Origin of the sequence: Arenibacter echinorum, assembly GCF_003259375.1 — a bacterium.
Classification (GTDB): Bacteria; Bacteroidota; Bacteroidia; order Flavobacteriales; family Flavobacteriaceae; genus Arenibacter; species Arenibacter echinorum.
In genome coordinates, this window is the sequence record NZ_QLLN01000002.1 from 568,623 (window position 1) to 585,651 (window position 17,029).

Consider the following 17,029-nt stretch of genomic DNA (forward strand, 5'->3'; position numbering starts at 1 on the left):
TCTTGATAAGTTTCCAAAAACCTAACATTCATAACAAATATTAATCTTAATAATGAGGTGTGGAATTTAATGTTGTAGGGGTGTTGTATTATGTTGTGAAATGCTTTTATATGATGGTTAGCCATTTTTTTAAAAGCGGCTTGTAAGAATTTAATTTTGAAGCAACTATCAATTATTGCTAGTTAAACCCTTGCTTAGCCGGTATCAAATAAGACCTATTGGATACTGGAAAATAGAACAGTGAGCATGGCCTTACCTTAAGGGAGTATATTTTTAATAATCGGTTTGTTGTCAAAATCGACAAACCCAATATCAATGTTTTGACCTTAATGGGGTTAGGCAGGGTTACGTTGGGGTAAATGTTGAGTGCCGGAATTGAATTATCTCTTTGTTTTTATGATTAAAATGACATAGGTTGGAATAGCATTTTTCCTTATTTCGTTAGGATAGATATACCTATTGCTATGCTCTTTAATGTTTCATTTTATTAATAATTCCAATCTTATGCCAAGTTTTGGAACATTGATCAAAACGGCTTTTCGATTATAAAATTTGTAATCTGAAGTTTAGTTCAATAGGTTACTGAATTTATGGGTTAAGGTATCCTTTAAGTGGGAATCCAATTATGTCATTTGATTTGGCGTTACCCGCATGATCCACATTTTGTCGGTGTAAGTATCGTTTATCTTAGAGTAATAGGAAACCAATGCATTGTTCCAGGATTCGTGTCTCTTGAGATATACATATCTATAGTTATTTTCGGGGTTGATAAAATAACTGGCACTAAGCCCTTGGGCATTTAACATTTTTACAAACTTGTTGGCATTGTTAGCATTGGCAAATACATTGGCAATGATGTAGTAACCTGTTCCCAAACCGTTTATCTTGTAAACTTTGGCATTAGGGTCATTGGAGGTTACATTGTCTTTTACCACAACATTTTTCTGAAGTTTGTCCAGGGCATATTGCGATGATTTTTCTTTGATTTTATTAACGTTGTCTACATAGGCCTTGTCAGCGTCAGTATAACGGGTATTGTCCACGTTCATTATCCACATATCCTGGGCGTAGGTACCATTGATATTGGATTTATGGGCGGCCAGTGCCTCCTGCCATGTATCGTACCTTTCTAGGTATACATATTTAAGTCCGTTGTTGGAATTTTCGAAATAGTCTGCCCTAACTCCATTATTGGCAAGTTCCGTTACAAATTTATTGAGATATTTTTCACCTTTATATACATTGGCTACAACATAGTAGCCGTCCGCTACCCCATCCAAATTCCTAAATTTTCTACTCTTAATATTATTTTGTTGGGCTACCCTTGTAAACTCATCATCAGCTTCTTCTTCTGTCTTTACTTTAGGGGCTATTTTGGTTTCAATATTCCTAGTGGCTATAGCATCCTTTGGTTTAGCAACAGGGTTTATAACGTTCGGTTTATTTTCCTGTGGACTTGGTTTGGAATTGTTGACCAGCCCGCCGTTTTCATTGTTTACGAGATACATTTTCTTGGCTTTTTCCTCAATGTCCGGACGCTTGCCCTGAGTTTCTTCGCGGACCATTTTCATTACCATTTCGAACCTGCGTTCCAAATCTTTTTGACGGTTGGTTTCCGATGAATCTTGACGGAACATTAGCTCGGCCAATATGGCATCATTTTCCGCCAAGGCTTTCTTTAGTTTTTCTATTTCCAGTTGTTGTGCAGTAAGGGTATCTTCCTGTTCTTCCTCATTTTCCGCCAATTCCTCGTAACCTTCTTCCAGCATTACACGATCTTCTGTAAGATTCGGGGTTATGGAGTAGGCAAAGGATATCTCATGGGTTAGTCCAAAATTGTCAAAATTATTGGACAAACCTTTTTCCATGGTATAGCCTAAAGAAAGTCTACGGTTTATGTTAAAACCAATACCTGCGGACGCACCGTAGAAACTGTCATAACCACCTTGTAGCCAACCTAATTTGGGGAGGTCCAAGATTAGACTTCCACCTAGGACTACCTCTTCGTTCCCAATTTTTCGTACCCTTGCCAACGGCATTAAACGGCCTGCTTCAAGGATACCGGCTCCATTTTCAAACTGATGGGTATATTGTAAATGTCCCGAGAAGGTTTTATCTCCAAAATCGGTTATTGTCTCACTGCTCTTCAGGTTGTAATCAAATAGGTTTTCTGCGAAGACACCAAAATCGAACTTGCCATAGGAAATATTAAAACCGGGTTGGAAAGACAGAAGATTGGAATCCTGTAGTCCGTTTAGAGCTGGGTCGTTTGGATCCAAGGCATTGGCTCGGTTCCTGTCAAATCCACTGTTGTAATAAGCCAGGTTAGCACCAAAGGTAAAATTGCTCTTGTCGCTTAATTTAATGCCATAGGCATAGTTGGCCATCACTCCATAGTTGGATATTAATCCTTCCCTTTGCGTATATAGACTTAATCCCAATCCGCTGCGATCATTAACACGACCACTGTAACTTAGGAAATAGTCCTGGTTGTTATCATTAAAAGATACCGATTGGTTTCTGTGTAATAGGTTTATATAGGATTTATCTTCCCTTACCGTAGAAAAGGTAGGGTTGATTAAAAATCTATTGAATTTTAGGAGGTTCTGCGAGGGAACGTCGTAAGATACAAACGGACTCTCTTCCTGTCCAGTAACCTTGGAAAGGCAGAGTAAAATAAAGATTATATATAAATAATTTTTCTTAAACATGGTGCATTAACGTATTACTGTAATAGTACCTTTCTTCAAAGTTTCCTTGGCATTTTTTATGGTGTAATAAAATACCATGTTTTGCTTCGGAAATTTCATGGAAGCTTCTGGCCAATTGTTCTTATATTGTTTTTGACTTAGTACTTCCTCCCCTTTGTCGTTATAGATAATAACTGAGATATTGGGGTCTTTAGTATATGTATTGGGAATAATCCATTGATCGTTATAGCCGTCCCCGTTGGCAGTGATTACATTTGGGATGCCAAAAGTGTCTTGATAGGAGGCGGTAAATGATTTGGAAACCTCGCAATTGTTTATAGTTGCCGTTACCATATAACTTCCTTCCTGGGTTATGGAAACAGTGTCCGTATCACTTAGCAAAACATTGTTTTGGTCGTACCATTTGTAACTTGTGGCCCCACTGGCTGAGATAATCTTACTTCCTCCTTCGGGAAATACCACTTCATTGTTGGTGGTACTAAGGGCTATCAAGGAATCGTCCAAGGGAGAAATAACGATTTCATTGGATCTAAGATCACAACCGTTTTTCTGTACTACTAGTTGATAGGTTCCTGCTGCGCTAACCGACAATGATTCGCTCGAGGTATTTAAATTTACCCCATCTTTAAACCAATCAAAGCTTTCACCAGTTAGTGCAGTGGTGGTTGAAATGTCTATAGTCTCGCTTGAATTGCAGATTACGGTACCAGTAGATGATATGGTTAAGGTTTCGTTGGTCAATAAACGCACGGCTAAGGCATTGGAAGTTGAAGTAAAACTGTCCAGCGTACCTTGAACTTTATATTCTCCGTTTTCACTGGTATTGGTTAAACTGATACTACTTCCATTGGCAGTTGGTATATTGGCACCGTCCTTAGTCCATTGGTAGGAGAAATTGCTTTTTAAATCTGCAGTTACATCGGTTTTAGTACCATCCGATAATACGGCATTGATTCTACCGACCTCTATGGCCACACTTGTATTAATACAATCGGTATATTCTGTGGTATAATTGGTAATTAGTTCAAAGGAATCAGGGTTTACCACCGTAGTTGTTTCCGTGTTTTTGGTCGCTGAAGTACAGGCACCGCCGCTTAGGGTAACTTCCGCATAATAGTTACCTACTGCATTTGCGGTATAGGTACTACTTGTTGCCCCAGGAATTAAAGTGTTGTCCTTATACCATTGGTAGGTTACGGAGGTAGCATCTGAAGATGCAATTAAATTGGCAGTTGCTCCAGGTAAGATGACCATATTGGCCGGGTTGTCCCTGGAGACGGTAAAAAGTCCGGCATTGGTAATGCTAATGGCATTGGAAGTTTCTGTACAAATACCATCTCCCTGTATTTTTACAGAATAGTCGCCAGGAAAATTGGCATCATTGGTATCTATGTTATAGGTATAGGCTCCTAAGGTACTTGGTTGAATTATGGTGGATCCTTTGTACCAGGTGTAGGCAAGGTCTGGGTAGTTCATGTTGGCCTCAAGGGGCGCATAAGTCTCTCCTGAACATAAGGCAGTTTCCGCAGGTGGATTCAAGGCCAAGCCTACGCTGGTTCCAATTTCAACCTCAATGGAGAGCGATTGGGTATTGGCCGACCCTGAACAGGTTGACCCGTAATCCAATTCTACAACATAATAGCCGCTCTCGGAGACTTCAATGGAGGATCCGCTTCCACTACTGGTAAAGGGCGATGTATTCTTGTACCAATTATACCGATAAGTTTCTGGGTTAGGTACATTGTATACTTCCAAGGTGGTTGTACCTCCATTACAGAGTTGTATTTTCTGTGCTGGTGGTGCTCCAGTGTCGCCCATTTCCCTGATGGCCAGTGTAGAGTTGAAGTCTATATAATACATTTCAAAGGCATCCGAAACAGGACTTGTTTTTGCCGGACTTGTACTCCTCACCCTAAATCTGTAAGCATCTCCCCTAGTATCTGTAGGCAGTGCAAATGAAAATTCAAAGTCAAAATCGGAATTCTTATCCGCTACCCTGGCCAATTCCTTGGGAGTGCCAAAGGAACCAGTGGCATCGGATAATTCCAACACAAATTCATTGTCACTATTTACATTAGGTAGCCATGTGAAGTTTATGTAGTATTCGTTAAAGGTTGCAGATGCACAGGCAGCTGTCCAAACCGAATTGCCCGCTAGATTTGGGTTGTCGGCAGGAGTAGGTTTGTTCAGGGTCTGGGCTAAAATTGAATTTGTACCCAACAGCATCAAGGTAAGAACGAAAATTAGTAGGTTATTTTTTTTGTTCGGGTTCATGAGATGTTGTAGTTAGGGGTTACTACCAGCTTTTATTGTTGATAATTGTCAGATAACTTTTTACAAGTTTTGGCAATACATTGAGTTACAAAGTATTCAAATACAAATATGTTATATAATTATAATACTGGAAATTTAAAGTTGTAAGGGTATTTAAATCTGTTGTGAAACCCACTTTATTGTATGCTATGCGCATTTTATCATCGGCTTTACCCGCATTTTGCCTACATTTGCGCATCAAAAAGGAGAATATGAGTGAAGCACTAAAATCACTGAATTTCATTGAGCATATCGTTGAGGAGGATTTAAGGAACGGCTTTCCAAAGGAGAAGCTAAGATTTAGATTTCCACCTGAGCCAAATGGCTATTTACACATTGGTCATGCGAGCTCAATTTGCCTTAATTTCGGTTTGGGTTTAAGGTACGGGGCTCCTGTTAATTTACGTTTTGATGATACCAATCCGGCCAAGGAGGAACAGGAATATGTAGATGCCATTAAGGAGGATGTAGAGTGGCTTGGTTATGAATGGGATACGGAGTGTTTTGCTTCGGATTACTTTCAACAGCTTTATGACTGGGCAATCGATTTAATAAAAGTGGGTAAGGCCTATGTAGACAGTCAAACTTCAGAGGAAATTGCCGAGCAAAAGGGGACCCCCACAGAGGCGGGTACTCCAAGCCCTTTCAGGAATAGGTCCGTGGAGGAGAATCTGCAGTTATTTCAAGGGATGAAGGAAGGTAAGTTTAAGGAAGGGGAGCATGTTTTAAGAGCAAAAGTGGATATGGCTTCTTCCAATATGTTGATGCGCGATCCCATAATGTACCGCATTTTGTATAGGGCACATCACAGAACAAATACCGATTGGTGTATTTATCCTATGTATGATTGGACACATGGAGAGAGCGACTATATTGAGCAGGTTTCGCATTCCTTGTGTACGCTGGAATTTGCTATGCACCGGGAGCTTTATGATTGGTTTTTGGACCAAGTGGTAGATAAGGATTTGGTACGGCCAAAACAAAGGGAGTTCGCAAGGAGAAATTTTAGCCATACCGTTGTGAGTAAGCGCAAGTTGCTTCAATTGGTGGACCAGGGATTTGTAAAAGGGTGGGACGATCCCAGAATGCCTACGATTTCTGGATTGCGAAGAAGGGGCTATACCCCTGAGTCCATCAGAAATTTTGCGGATATTATTGGTATCGCCAAAAGGGACAACGTTGTGGATGTTTCTTTGTTGGAATTTCATGTTCGGGAACATTTGAATAAAATTGCACCTAGGGTTATGGGTGTTTTAAATCCGTTAAAGGTTGTATTAACGAATTATCCAGAAGGGGAAGAAGAATGGCTTGAGGCGGAAAATAACCCTGAGGATGAGGCGGCTGGCTATAGACAACTACCATTTTCAAGGGAATTGTATATTGAACAGGAAGATTTTAAGGAGGAGGCAAATAGAAAATTCTTTAGACTAAAGCTCGGTGGTGAGGTGCGATTAAAGAATGGATATATCATAAAGGCCGATTCCTGTACGAAAGATACCGATGGGAATATTATTGAGGTGCAATGTACCTATGACCCCAAGAGCAAGAGTGGAAGCGGTACAGAAGAAAGCCTAAGAAAGGTTAAGGGAACTTTGCACTGGGTTTCTGCAAAGCATGCCCTTAGCGCAGAAGTAAGGTTGTATGATCGCCTTTTTACGGATGAAACGCCGGATGCACATAAAGACAAGAATTTCTTGGATTTTATTAATCCCGATTCGTTGCAGATTATCTCGGCCTTTGTTGAACCAAGTTTGGCAGATGCAAAAATTGGGGATCGCTTTCAATTTCAACGAATGGGTTATTTTAATTTGGACCCGGATAGCAAATCGGAAAAATTGGTTTTTAACAGAACCGTTGGTCTAAGGGATACTTGGGCCAAAATTCAGGAAAAAAATTAATATCAATTTAGCTTATACCTTTTGATATAACAATTGGTATTTTCTATAAAAATCGAAGACCACAGCTCGCATATGCTGTGGTTTTTTTTTGGGCGAAGGTAATTCTATAACAATTGGTGTTTTGAGGTGCTGTAGGGCCTTTAATTAGTTTTTGGTTGAAATATTATCCATTTGGGCAGTTTGGATCAAAAGTTTGATGGATAGCGTCAATTAGTGATCTTTCTTTCCATTAACTTTGGGTTTTACGCCCTTAGTAAAATTTCAGCACACAGAATTTCAATTATGGATGTTTTCATCAATTTTGAAAAATAGAAGGAGTGGAAATTTAAATGGGGTACCTTAATATATTATTAATAACAACATAAAAATATAATTATGACAAACGATAGTGGAAATACTTTATTAGCTTTATTAACAGGTGCTGCCATAGGTGCAGGAATTGGAATTTTGTATGCACCTGATAAAGGGACCAAAACTAGAAAAAGGATCAAGAAGAAGGCCATGGAGACAACCGATGATCTAACTAGTAGAATATCCCATGCAAAAGAGGAGCTTACCAAAACGGCGGAGGCCAAGAAAGTGGACTTCGAGCAAAAGTTGGAAGAGACTATTTCCAATATGAGCTACAAGGCAGACGACATTATAAGTGCCCTGGAAAAGAAGTTGGCCGATCTTAAGAATAAGAATGCACAACTGCAAAAATAAGGGAGGACTATATGGCCTTAGAGGAAATTAGGGAAAATCTTTCTGAAGTTGATGGGGATATACGATCGTATTTAGAAAATACCGGAGAGTATTATAAGCTCCAAGGGTTTAAGATAGGAATGCGGAGCATGACCATTTTTGCCAAGATGTTGATGTTGGGAAGTATTGCCTTGCTTGCATTATTTATGTTGTCTTTTGCCGCTGCTTATGGGATCGGGCTATGGTTGGAAAATACTTTTTTAGGATTTTTGTTCGTGGGACTGTTTTATAGTTTGGTTGGAATTGTATTTTATTTATACCGAGATCTATTGGATAAGCCTATGCTAAAGAAGTTTTCGGAATATTATTTTGATTGATGAATTATGGCAAAGCAAGTTTTTACTTCTTTTGATGAAATAGATCAAAGGTTGGCTATTTTAAAATTACAAAGGGAAATTGACAAGGAGCAGTTGAGACTGCACGTCAATAGGACAAAGGCTAACTTTTATCCTACCAATTTGTTGGGGGGGGTTAGTGGAATAGCCCAGAAATTAATTATCTCCTTTGTGGCAAATAAAATATTGAAGAGATTTAGCTAGGTCCTTTATCAGGCTAAGTAAAAAACCTTTTACGACTTGTATTATACAAATTGTAAAAGGTTTTTTTATTGATGTGTTAATCTATTTACTCTATTTGGGGTCTTTCTTTTTGTTTTGCGTTTTCATAGATTCCCCAATCATGTTACTGGCCGTAAAGGAGGCCACCATATTGTTTAGCATGTCGCTTCCCGCCTGTGGCGAATTGGGTAACAATATTAAATTGGTGTTGGTGGCTTCACCAATAGATTGCAGTGTATCATAATGCTGCGTAACCACAATGAGGGCAGAGGCTTCTTGGGAGTTTATACCCACTTTGTTCAGTACTTCTACAGATTCCTCCAATCCACGTGCAATTTCCCTACGTTGATCTGCAATTCCTTGTCCTTGCAATCTTTTGCTTTCAGCTTCCGCCTTTGCCTTTTCAACGATTAGGATACGAGCCGCATCACCTTCAAACTGTGCCGCAATTTTTTCCCTTTCGGAGGCATTAATGCGGTTCATGGCTTCTTTTACCTGTGCATCCGGGTCAATATCCGTTACCAAGGTCTTTATAATATCATAACCATAATCCAACATGGCATCTTGAAGCTCTGTTTTTACTGCTATAGCGATATCGTCTTTTTTTACGAAAACGTCATCCAACTTCATTTTCGGAACTTCGGCGCGGACAACATCGAACACGTAGGAGGTTATTTGGTCATGTGGATATTCCAATTGATAAAAGGCTTCGTACACTTTGTTCTTTAGAACAACATATTGTACGGATATTTTAAGTTTTACAAAGACATCGTCCAAAGTTTTGGTCTCAACAATGACATCCAATTGTTGAATTTTAAGCCCAACACGGGCCACAATACGATCGACCAACGGAATTTTCATCCCTAAACCGGAAGTGCGTACGCTATTGAATTTTCCAAAACGTTCAATAATAACAGCTGTCTGTTGCTTTACTGTAAAGAATGAAGAAAAAAGGATAACAAAACCGATAAGTAATAACGGTATAAGTAAGAATGAACCCATGATTTAGTGTTTAGAATTAGCTAATGAATTTACAAAAGACTTTGTAGATATGTGACAATTTTGGTAAATATGTTACAAATCTGATGATATACACTAAAATAGTGCTCTACTTATTTACTAAATAGATATTGGGCAGTCTACTAAACTCGCTATTTTAAAGCTCTGCTATGGCCGTTTTTATTCTATTAATACAATCCGTTTTTCCTATTAGGGCCATAATGTCGAAAATATGGGGCCCCTTCATTTCACCAACAATAACCAAGCGTAGTGGTGGCATCACTTTTCCAAAGGATAGATCATTTTCAGAAATCCATTGTTTTACTTGGGTTTCAAGATTTTCCGATCCAAAGTTATCTGTACCTTCCAATAGGGATAGCAATTGGGTCATAATGGCAGCAGTATCTTCTTTCCACTGTTTCTTAACCGCTTTTTCATCGTAGACACTAGGAGCCAAAAAGAAGTAATTTCCCAATTCCCAAAAATCGTTGACAAATGTGGCACGTTCCTTAATTAGGGCAACTACTTGTTTTACATAATCCGCGTTATTTTTATCCTTTGGAATGTCTAGCCCCTTATTTTTTAACATTAGCATAAATGCATTGGCTAGATCAGTATTGTCCTGAATTTGCATGTAGTGCTGATTATACCATTTGGTTTTGTCAGGGTCAAAACGTGCTCCCGATTTGTTTACCCTTTCCAGGCTGAAAGCGGAAACCAACTCTTCCAGGGAAAATATCTCTTGTTCCGTACCGGGATTCCAGCCCAATAGGGCCAAAAAGTTGGTTACGGCTTCCGGAAAATACCCTGCCTCCCTGTAGCCGATGGAATTGTTCCATGTGAGCGGAAAAACGGGAAAGCCCATTTTTTCTCCATCCCTTTTACTAAGTTTTCCTTTGCCCACGGGTTTCATTATTAAAGGTAAATGAGCAAATTTTGGAGCTTCCCATCCAAACGCATCGTATAATTGCTGGTGGAGCGCCAAAGATGGTAACCATTCCTCGCCACGAATTACATGTGTAATGTCCATTAAATGGTCATCCACTATATTGGCCAAATGGTAGGTGGGCATGCCGTCGCTTTTAAACAAAACCTTATCGTCCAAAGTATTGGTATCTATTTTAATATCGCCCCTTATAAGATCGGTTAAATGTAATTCGGCGTCCTGAGGTGTTTTGAATCTTATTACATATTCTTCCCCTGCTTGTATTTTGGCTTTAGTTTCCTCTGGACTTAATGACAATGAATTGGAAAGTTTTAACCTATTGTGATAATTGTATATGAAGGTTTTTCCCTTTTCTTCATGGTCTTTTCTATGAAAATCCAGATTTTCACTAGTATCGAAGGCGTAATAGGCATGGCCCTTTTCGATAAGGCTATCCGCATATTTTTGATAGAGCTCTTTTCTTTCGCTTTGCCTGTAGGGGCCATAGCGGCCATCTTTTCCTGGGCCTTCATCGTAAGGTATATTACACCAATTTAAGGCGTCTATTATATATTGTTCTGCCCCTTCTACATACCTATTTTGATCGGTATCCTCAATTCTTAGTATAAAGTCGCCCTTATGTTTTTTGGCGTACAAATAATTGAATAATGCGGTTCTAACACCGCCTATATGTAGAGGTCCAGTTGGGCTTGGAGCAAAGCGAACTCTTACTTTCTTGGTCATGAAGTATTATTTTTGCGCAAAGATACATAAAGCGTTCTATTTTGGGATTCGGATTTAGGTCCTTTGGGACTAGATCGCTTTTTTGTACCTTGGTTATAAAATGATCTATTTTGGATAATTATTATAATATTTTAGAAAAGCTTAATGCCTTTATTGCGAAGTTCTATACCAAGATGTTGCTTAAGGGCGTGCTTCTTTTTTTGGCCTTGGGATTGCTTTTCTTTTTGGTGGTATTGGGAATAGAATATTTTTTCTGGTTAAATTCTGTTGGCCGTTTAGTGCTTTTAGTGCTATTTGTTGGGGTTGAATTGTATTTGGTGTGGAAATTTATTTTTACGCCTTTATCGTTCTTGTTAAGATGGAAACGAGGTTTGAGCAATAAGGAGGCTTCTGTACTAATTGGCAAACATTTTCCAGAGGTCGACGATAAGCTTTTTAACCTTTTGGATTTAGCTGAAAGTAGTTCCAAGTCGGAATTGTTGTTGGCAAGTATTCAGCAAAGATCTGAGGATTTAAGTGTTGTACCTTTTGTTAAGGCTGTTGACTTGAAAGATAATATAGGTTATGCCAAGTATTTATTGCTTCCCCTTGTGGTTTTTAGTATAATTTGGGTTTCTGGGGATATAGCTTCGTATTTTGGTTCCTATAAAAGAGTTGTGAATTACGACCTGGCCTTTGAGCCTCCGGCGCCTTTTGCTTTTAAATTGCTTACTGCCAATTTGGATGTTCTTGAGGGAGAATCCTTGGATCTTTTGGTTACCACTGAGGGGCGTATTAAACCCGAAGGTATGTCTATAGTAGTTAATGGCGAAGAGTTTCTCCTGCAGGTTAAGGATGGGTTTTACCAATATGTATTTACGCCGCCCTTGGAGAGTACTGCTTTTTATTTTGTGGCGAATGGTTTTAGGTCTAGGGAGTATTTTTTAAATGTACTCGCTGCTCCTAGTATAGTAGATTTTGATATGATTCTGGATTATCCTGAATATACCAAAAAGAATGATGAAGTGATAAGAAGCACTGGCAATGCCGTTTTTCCAGAAGGCACTCGAGTTTCTTGGAGGATGAAGACTAGAACAACTGATGAGGTACTTTTACGAGTAGGGGATAGTATTGAGAATTTTAATAGGTCAGGGGATGCATTTAGTTTAGACAAGCGTGTTTTTATGGATTTGGATTACGAATTGTCTATTTCAAATGCCAACGTTGATAATTATGAGATTTTGGGATATCGCTTTACTGTGGTGAGGGATGCTTATCCCAGTTTACGTGTGGATCAGGTTCTTGATTCCTTAAACCCTAATTTGTCCTATTACGTGGGGGAGGCAACGGATGACTACCAATTAAATACTGTTAGATTGATTTATTACCAGAAAGGGCAGGATAATAAGAAGGTTTTGGTCCTGTCCAATCCAAATGTGAATTATAACAAGTTTTATTACACCTTTCCTTCAGGATTGGATTTGGTTGAAGGTGAGGCCTATGATTTCTATTTTGAAGTGGTGGACAATGATGCTATTCACAAGGGTAAAGTGACTAAAAGTCAAGTATTTAGCTCTAGTATGTTAAGTGGTAATCAGCTGAAAGATAAGGAGTTGGAGTTTCAAAGAGCTATTCTCAAGAATCTTGACAAGTCTTTGGAAATGTCCAAGGAGCAACAGAAGAGCTTAAAGGAGATTAATAGGCATGAAAGGGAAAATAGTGTCCTTAGTTTTTCAGATCAAAATAGAATTAAGGATTTTTTAAAGCAGCAGGAGCTTCAGGAGGATTTAATGAAGAAATTTAGCGGGCAATTAAAGGATAATCTTAAGAAATCGGAAGAAGACAGTAAATTAAAGAAATTACTTCAGGAGCGGCTGGAAAGACAGGAAATGCAGGCTAAGAAGAATGAAAGGCTGTTGGAGGAATTAAATAAGTTAGCAGAGAAGTTGGACAAAGATGAATTGGCTAGGCGCTTGGAGGAGCTAGGAAAGAAGCAGAGGAATGCGGATCGTAACTTGGAACAGTTGTTGGAACTCACCAAAAGATATTATGTTCAGCAAAAGGCAAATCAATTGGGAGAAGATTTGGATAAGTTATCCAAAGAGCAGGAGGCTGTGGTAGAGAAGGAGTTGGGATTTGAACAAAAACGAAAGGATCAGGATAGTTTAAGATCTCAATTTGAGGAGATAAGTAAGGAGGTCGAGGAGTTGATGAAGGATATTTCTAGCCTAAGGAAGCCTTTGGATTTAAAGATTGATATGGGCAAGGTAGAGGAGGTAAAGAAGGATCAGGAAGATGCAATAGAGGAGCTTTCCAAGCAAGCCGAGGGTGATAAAACTAGCTCTGAAAAGGGAAAATCCAAACAAAAATCTGCTGCAAAGAAAATGAAAGAACTTTCGGAGGATTTGATGTCCGCTGGTTCTGGTGGTGGAGGTGGATCTTCTACCGCTGAGGACGCGGAAATGTTAAGGCAATTATTGGATAATTTAATCACTTTTTCTTTTAAGCAGGAAGGTTTATATAAAAGTTTGGGACAGTCGGAATTGTCGGGTACCGTAAATACGGCTAGTATTAAAAAGCAGCAGGAATTAAGGGAATTGTTTAAACACGTTGATGATAGTTTGTTTGCGTTATCCTTAAGGCAGGCAGAACTGTCTGAATTTGTAAATGAACAAATTACTGAAGTGTATTATAATTTGGACAAGGCCCTTGAGAGTATGGCAGAGAGCGAAATGTATCAAGGAGCTTCTTATCAAAAGTATGTTTTAAATGCCTCCAATAGTCTTAGCGATTTTTTGGCCAATGTTTTGGAGAATTTACAACAAAGTATGAGTCCCAGTTCGGGTAAAGGCCAGGGAAAGGGTTTTCAATTACCGGATATTATTTTGGGGCAGGAGAAGTTGGGGGAAAAAATGGGTGAAATGGGTAAAAAGGGATCTGAAGGTAAGAGTTCTGGTGATGGAAAGAAAGACGGTGGACAAGGAGAGAAGTCTGGAGAGAATGGTAGTGAAGGTGGGGATGGAAATGGTCAGGAAGGTGATAATGGAGATAAAGGTAGTGAGGGCAAAGGTAAAGGTACTAAGGAGGGTGAGGGCTCCAATAGTGGTGGTGGGGGAAAAGGAAGTGAGATGGGTACTGGAGGCAAGGAGGGTGGACCTAATGAGGACGAACTTAATGAAATATATGAAATTTATAAGGAACAACAATTGTTACGCGAGCAATTGGAAGAGCAATTAAAGAATCTTATAAATAATGATGACCGTAAGTTGGGTGAAAAATTGGTGCTGCAAATGGAGGATTTCGAGAACGATTTATTGAGGAATGGGGTTACCCAGCAAACAATGAATAAGATGAACAATATTAACCGGGAAATGTTAAAGTTGGATAATGCCGCTTTAAAACAGGGAAAGACCAAGGAAAGGGAGAGCAATACTAATAATGATTCCTTTCAAAACCCTATTCTTACTAGGCCCTCAATATTAGATAATTATCGCAACGATGTGGAGATTTTAAATAGACAAGCATTACCTTTGCAGCAAAATTTTCAGATTAGGGTTAAGGAATATTTTAAAATTGATGATTGATTTTCACTATGAGACGGATTTTAGCATAGATGCTGAAACCAAGTTTGCCGATTGGATTAGTAGGATAGTGCTTTCTGAGGACGAAAGTTATAGTCAATTGGATTTTATTTTTTGCGATGATGAATATCTTCTAAAGATAAACCAAGACTATCTTAATCATGACACCTATACTGATATTATTACTTTTCCTTATGAGGATAATAATGGAATAGCAGGTGACATCTTTATTTCTGTTGAACGTGTCAGGGATAATGCTTCTGAGTATGGTGTTGATTTTGATACTGAATTAAAACGAGTCATGGCTCATGGGGTGTTGCATCTTATAGGGTATGGTGACAAGAGTGAAGAGGAGGCCTCGCAAATGAGGTTAAAGGAAGACGAAAAAATTAAATTGTTCCACGTGGAACATTGAAAAGTTATGTTTGAAAAGGAATATGATGTTATAGTGGTTGGTGCAGGTCATGCTGGAGCGGAAGCTGCTGCTGCTGCCGCCAATTTGGGTTCTAAAACCTTGTTGGTTACTATGAACTTGCAGACTATTGGACAGATGTCTTGTAATCCTGCCATGGGTGGAATTGCTAAGGGACAAATTGTTCGGGAGATAGATGCTCTTGGCGGATATAGTGGTATTGTTAGCGACAAGAGTGCCATACAGTTTAAAATGCTTAATAAAAGCAAAGGTCCAGCCATGTGGAGTCCTAGGACTCAAAATGACAGAATGCGGTTTGCTGAGGAATGGCGTATGGCCTTGGAGAATACTCCAAATGTTGATTTTTATCAGGAAATGGTTTCTGGTCTTTTAATAGAAAATGGTCGTGCTGTTGGGGTGAAGACCTCTTTAGGAATTGACATTAGGTCCAAGTCCGTTGTGCTTACTAATGGTACTTTCTTAAATGGCTTAATTCATATAGGAAACAAGCAATTTGGTGGTGGTAGAGCCGGTGAAAAAGCGGCTACTGGTATTACTGAACAATTGGTGGAATTAGGATTCGAAAGTGGAAGAATGAAGACTGGAACACCCCCTAGGGTGGACGGGAGATCTTTGGATTATTCGGTTATGATTCCCCAGCCTGGTGATCTAATTCCTGAAAAATTTTCCTATTCCGATACCAAGGCATTGTCCCATCAACGGGATTGTTATATGACCCATACTAGTCTTTTGGTTCACGATTTGCTACGGGAAGGTTTTGATCGTTCTCCTATGTTCAACGGTAGGATTAAGAGTTTGGGGCCAAGATATTGTCCTTCTATTGAAGATAAGATCAATAGGTTTGCAGATAAGGATAGTCATCAGCTTTTTGTTGAACCTGAGGGCTGGAATACGGTAGAGGTTTATGTAAATGGTTTTTCAACTTCACTTCCTGAGGATGTTCAGTATAAAGCTTTAAAATCTGTAAAAGGGTTTGAGAATGTAAAATTCTTTAGGCCTGGCTATGCCATCGAATATGATTATTTTCCACCAACACAATTGAAGCATACCTTAGAAACCAAGCTTATTGAGAATCTTTATTTTGCAGGTCAAATTAATGGAACTACAGGGTATGAGGAGGCTGCTTCCCAAGGATTAATGGCTGGGATAAATGCTCATTTAAAAATAAATGAAAAGGAGGCTTTTATACTGAATAGGGATGAAGCTTACATTGGGGTATTGGTAGATGATCTCATTACAAAGGGTACGGAGGAGCCATATCGTATGTTTACTTCTAGGGCAGAATATAGGACGCTTTTGCGACAGGATAATGCTGATTTAAGACTTACACCTAGAAGTTTTGAAATGGGATTGGCTAAGAAGGATAGGTTGGAAAAGATGGAGGAGAAGGAGCGTAAATCAACTGCTTTCGTAGAATTTTTTAGGGAAACCAGTTTTAAGCCAGAAGAGATTAATCCTATTTTAGAGGAGTTGGATTCGTCAACTGTAAAGCAACCGGATAAGATGTTTAAAGTGTTTTCAAGACCCAAAGTAACCATGGAGCACATGATGCAATTGGAAGGCGTTTCTGAATTTGTTTCAGATAACAATTTGGATAGGGAGGTACTGGAACAGGCAGAAATTCAGGTTAAATATTCTGGGTATATTGCCAAGGAAAAGAACAATGCGGATAAATTGCAGCGACTTGAAAATATCAAAATTCCAAAGGGTTTTGATTATAGCAAGCTTAAATCCCTCTCCTATGAGGCCAGAGAAAAGCTTAAGGCAATACAGCCTGTGACTATCTCCCAAGCATCTAGAATCAGTGGGGTTTCTCCAAGCGATATTAGTGTATTGCTGGTCTATATGGGACGATAAATTTGGATTGAAATCCAAATGTTCCACGTGGAACATTGATTAATTTTATGCGTTTTAATGACTATTTAGGGAACCAAAGATTTGGTTTTACAGAGAGGTGTTTGTCAAGATAAATTGGCAAGCACCTTTTTTATGCTTCTATTGTATATGCTGTTTGGGCAAAAAAAATTAATTAAAGGCTAAAACTACTGGTGAATATTATCTCAGAATTATCTAAGTACGATCATGCTATTGTTTGTATTTTCAGATTTGGGATTATCTTGCAAAAATGACATTTAGAGGTTGCGG

11 protein-coding genes are annotated in these 17,029 nt (G+C 39.0%); 7 read left to right on the plus strand and 4 right to left on the minus strand.

Annotated elements, in window-relative coordinates; translation table 11 throughout:
• Positions 1-623: 623 nt before the first annotated feature.
• Positions 624-2,711 carry a PorP/SprF family type IX secretion system membrane protein gene (locus LV92_RS06185; protein ID WP_111622765.1) on the minus strand — a complete coding sequence of 696 codons (2,088 nt, stop codon included), beginning with the start codon at positions 2,709-2,711 and terminating at the stop codon, positions 624-626.
• Between the two features lie 6 nt (positions 2,712-2,717).
• On the minus strand, positions 2,718-4,985 hold the full coding sequence (locus LV92_RS06190) for a T9SS type B sorting domain-containing protein (RefSeq protein ID WP_111622766.1): 2,268 nt from the start codon (positions 4,983-4,985) through the stop codon (positions 2,718-2,720).
• A 251-nt stretch (positions 4,986-5,236) separates the two neighbouring features.
• Between LV92_RS06190 and LV92_RS06195 the strand changes: the two genes are divergently transcribed.
• The 4 genes from LV92_RS06195 to LV92_RS06210 all read left to right on the plus strand — a co-directional run bounded on the left by LV92_RS06195 (position 5,237) and on the right by LV92_RS06210 (position 8,205).
• Positions 5,237-6,922 carry a glutamine--tRNA ligase/YqeY domain fusion protein gene (locus LV92_RS06195; RefSeq protein WP_111622767.1) on the plus strand — a complete coding sequence of 562 codons (1,686 nt, stop codon included), beginning with the start codon at positions 5,237-5,239 and terminating at the stop codon, positions 6,920-6,922.
• A gap of 375 nt (positions 6,923-7,297) precedes the next feature.
• Positions 7,298-7,627 (plus strand): YtxH domain-containing protein, encoded by a 330-nt coding sequence (locus LV92_RS06200; protein ID WP_111622768.1) that lies wholly within the window; start codon positions 7,298-7,300, stop codon positions 7,625-7,627.
• Positions 7,628-7,638: 11 nt separating this feature from the next.
• Entirely contained in the window at positions 7,639-7,983 is a 345-nt protein-coding gene (locus LV92_RS06205; protein ID WP_111622769.1) for a phage holin family protein, read from the plus strand.
• 6 nt (positions 7,984-7,989) lie between these two features.
• Positions 7,990-8,205, plus strand: a complete 216-nt coding sequence (locus LV92_RS06210; RefSeq protein ID WP_085499906.1) for a DUF6327 family protein — start codon at positions 7,990-7,992, stop codon at positions 8,203-8,205.
• Between the two features lie 90 nt (positions 8,206-8,295).
• Here LV92_RS06210 and LV92_RS06215 read toward each other — a convergent pair whose 3' ends face one another.
• Positions 8,296-9,225 carry an SPFH domain-containing protein gene (locus LV92_RS06215; protein WP_031446110.1) on the minus strand — a complete coding sequence of 310 codons (930 nt, stop codon included), beginning with the start codon at positions 9,223-9,225 and terminating at the stop codon, positions 8,296-8,298.
• A gap of 154 nt (positions 9,226-9,379) precedes the next feature.
• Entirely contained in the window at positions 9,380-10,891 is a 1,512-nt protein-coding gene (gene gltX, locus LV92_RS06220) for a glutamate--tRNA ligase (protein WP_111622770.1), read from the minus strand.
• A gap of 110 nt (positions 10,892-11,001) precedes the next feature.
• Here gltX and LV92_RS06225 point away from each other — a divergent pair, with 110 nt between their 5' ends.
• The 3 genes from LV92_RS06225 to mnmG are packed head-to-tail and all read left to right on the plus strand — an operon-like array spanning position 11,002 to position 16,741.
• Positions 11,002-14,454 carry a hypothetical protein gene (locus LV92_RS06225; protein WP_111622771.1) on the plus strand — a complete coding sequence of 1,151 codons (3,453 nt, stop codon included), beginning with the start codon at positions 11,002-11,004 and terminating at the stop codon, positions 14,452-14,454.
• The gene (ybeY, locus tag LV92_RS06230; protein ID WP_111622772.1) at positions 14,447-14,866 is read left to right on the plus strand and encodes an rRNA maturation RNase YbeY; all 420 of its coding nucleotides are present in this window, start codon (positions 14,447-14,449) and stop codon (positions 14,864-14,866) included. The genes LV92_RS06225 and ybeY overlap by 8 nt, the downstream gene beginning before the upstream one ends.
• Before the next feature lie 6 nt (positions 14,867-14,872).
• Complete coding sequence (mnmG, locus tag LV92_RS06235) at positions 14,873-16,741, plus strand: tRNA uridine-5-carboxymethylaminomethyl(34) synthesis enzyme MnmG (protein WP_111622773.1); 1,869 nt, start codon at positions 14,873-14,875, stop codon at positions 16,739-16,741.
• Positions 16,742-17,029 lie beyond the last annotated feature (288 nt).

Coding starts and splice junctions, on each gene's coding strand:
- ybeY (WP_111622772.1), top strand. CDS start 14,447: ATGATTGATTTTCACTATGAGACGGATTTTAGCATAGATGCTGAAACC.
- LV92_RS06195 (WP_111622767.1), top strand. CDS start 5,237: ATGAGTGAAGCACTAAAATCACTGAATTTCATTGAGCATATCGTTGAG.
- mnmG (WP_111622773.1), top strand. CDS start 14,873: ATGTTTGAAAAGGAATATGATGTTATAGTGGTTGGTGCAGGTCATGCT.
- LV92_RS06215 (WP_031446110.1), bottom strand. CDS start 9,225: ATGGGTTCATTCTTACTTATACCGTTATTACTTATCGGTTTTGTTATC.
- LV92_RS06190 (WP_111622766.1), bottom strand. CDS start 4,985: ATGAACCCGAACAAAAAAAATAACCTACTAATTTTCGTTCTTACCTTG.
- LV92_RS06200 (WP_111622768.1), top strand. CDS start 7,298: ATGACAAACGATAGTGGAAATACTTTATTAGCTTTATTAACAGGTGCT.
- LV92_RS06205 (WP_111622769.1), top strand. CDS start 7,639: ATGGCCTTAGAGGAAATTAGGGAAAATCTTTCTGAAGTTGATGGGGAT.
- gltX (WP_111622770.1), bottom strand. CDS start 10,891: ATGACCAAGAAAGTAAGAGTTCGCTTTGCTCCAAGCCCAACTGGACCT.
- LV92_RS06185 (WP_111622765.1), bottom strand. CDS start 2,711: ATGTTTAAGAAAAATTATTTATATATAATCTTTATTTTACTCTGCCTT.
- LV92_RS06210 (WP_085499906.1), top strand. CDS start 7,990: ATGGCAAAGCAAGTTTTTACTTCTTTTGATGAAATAGATCAAAGGTTG.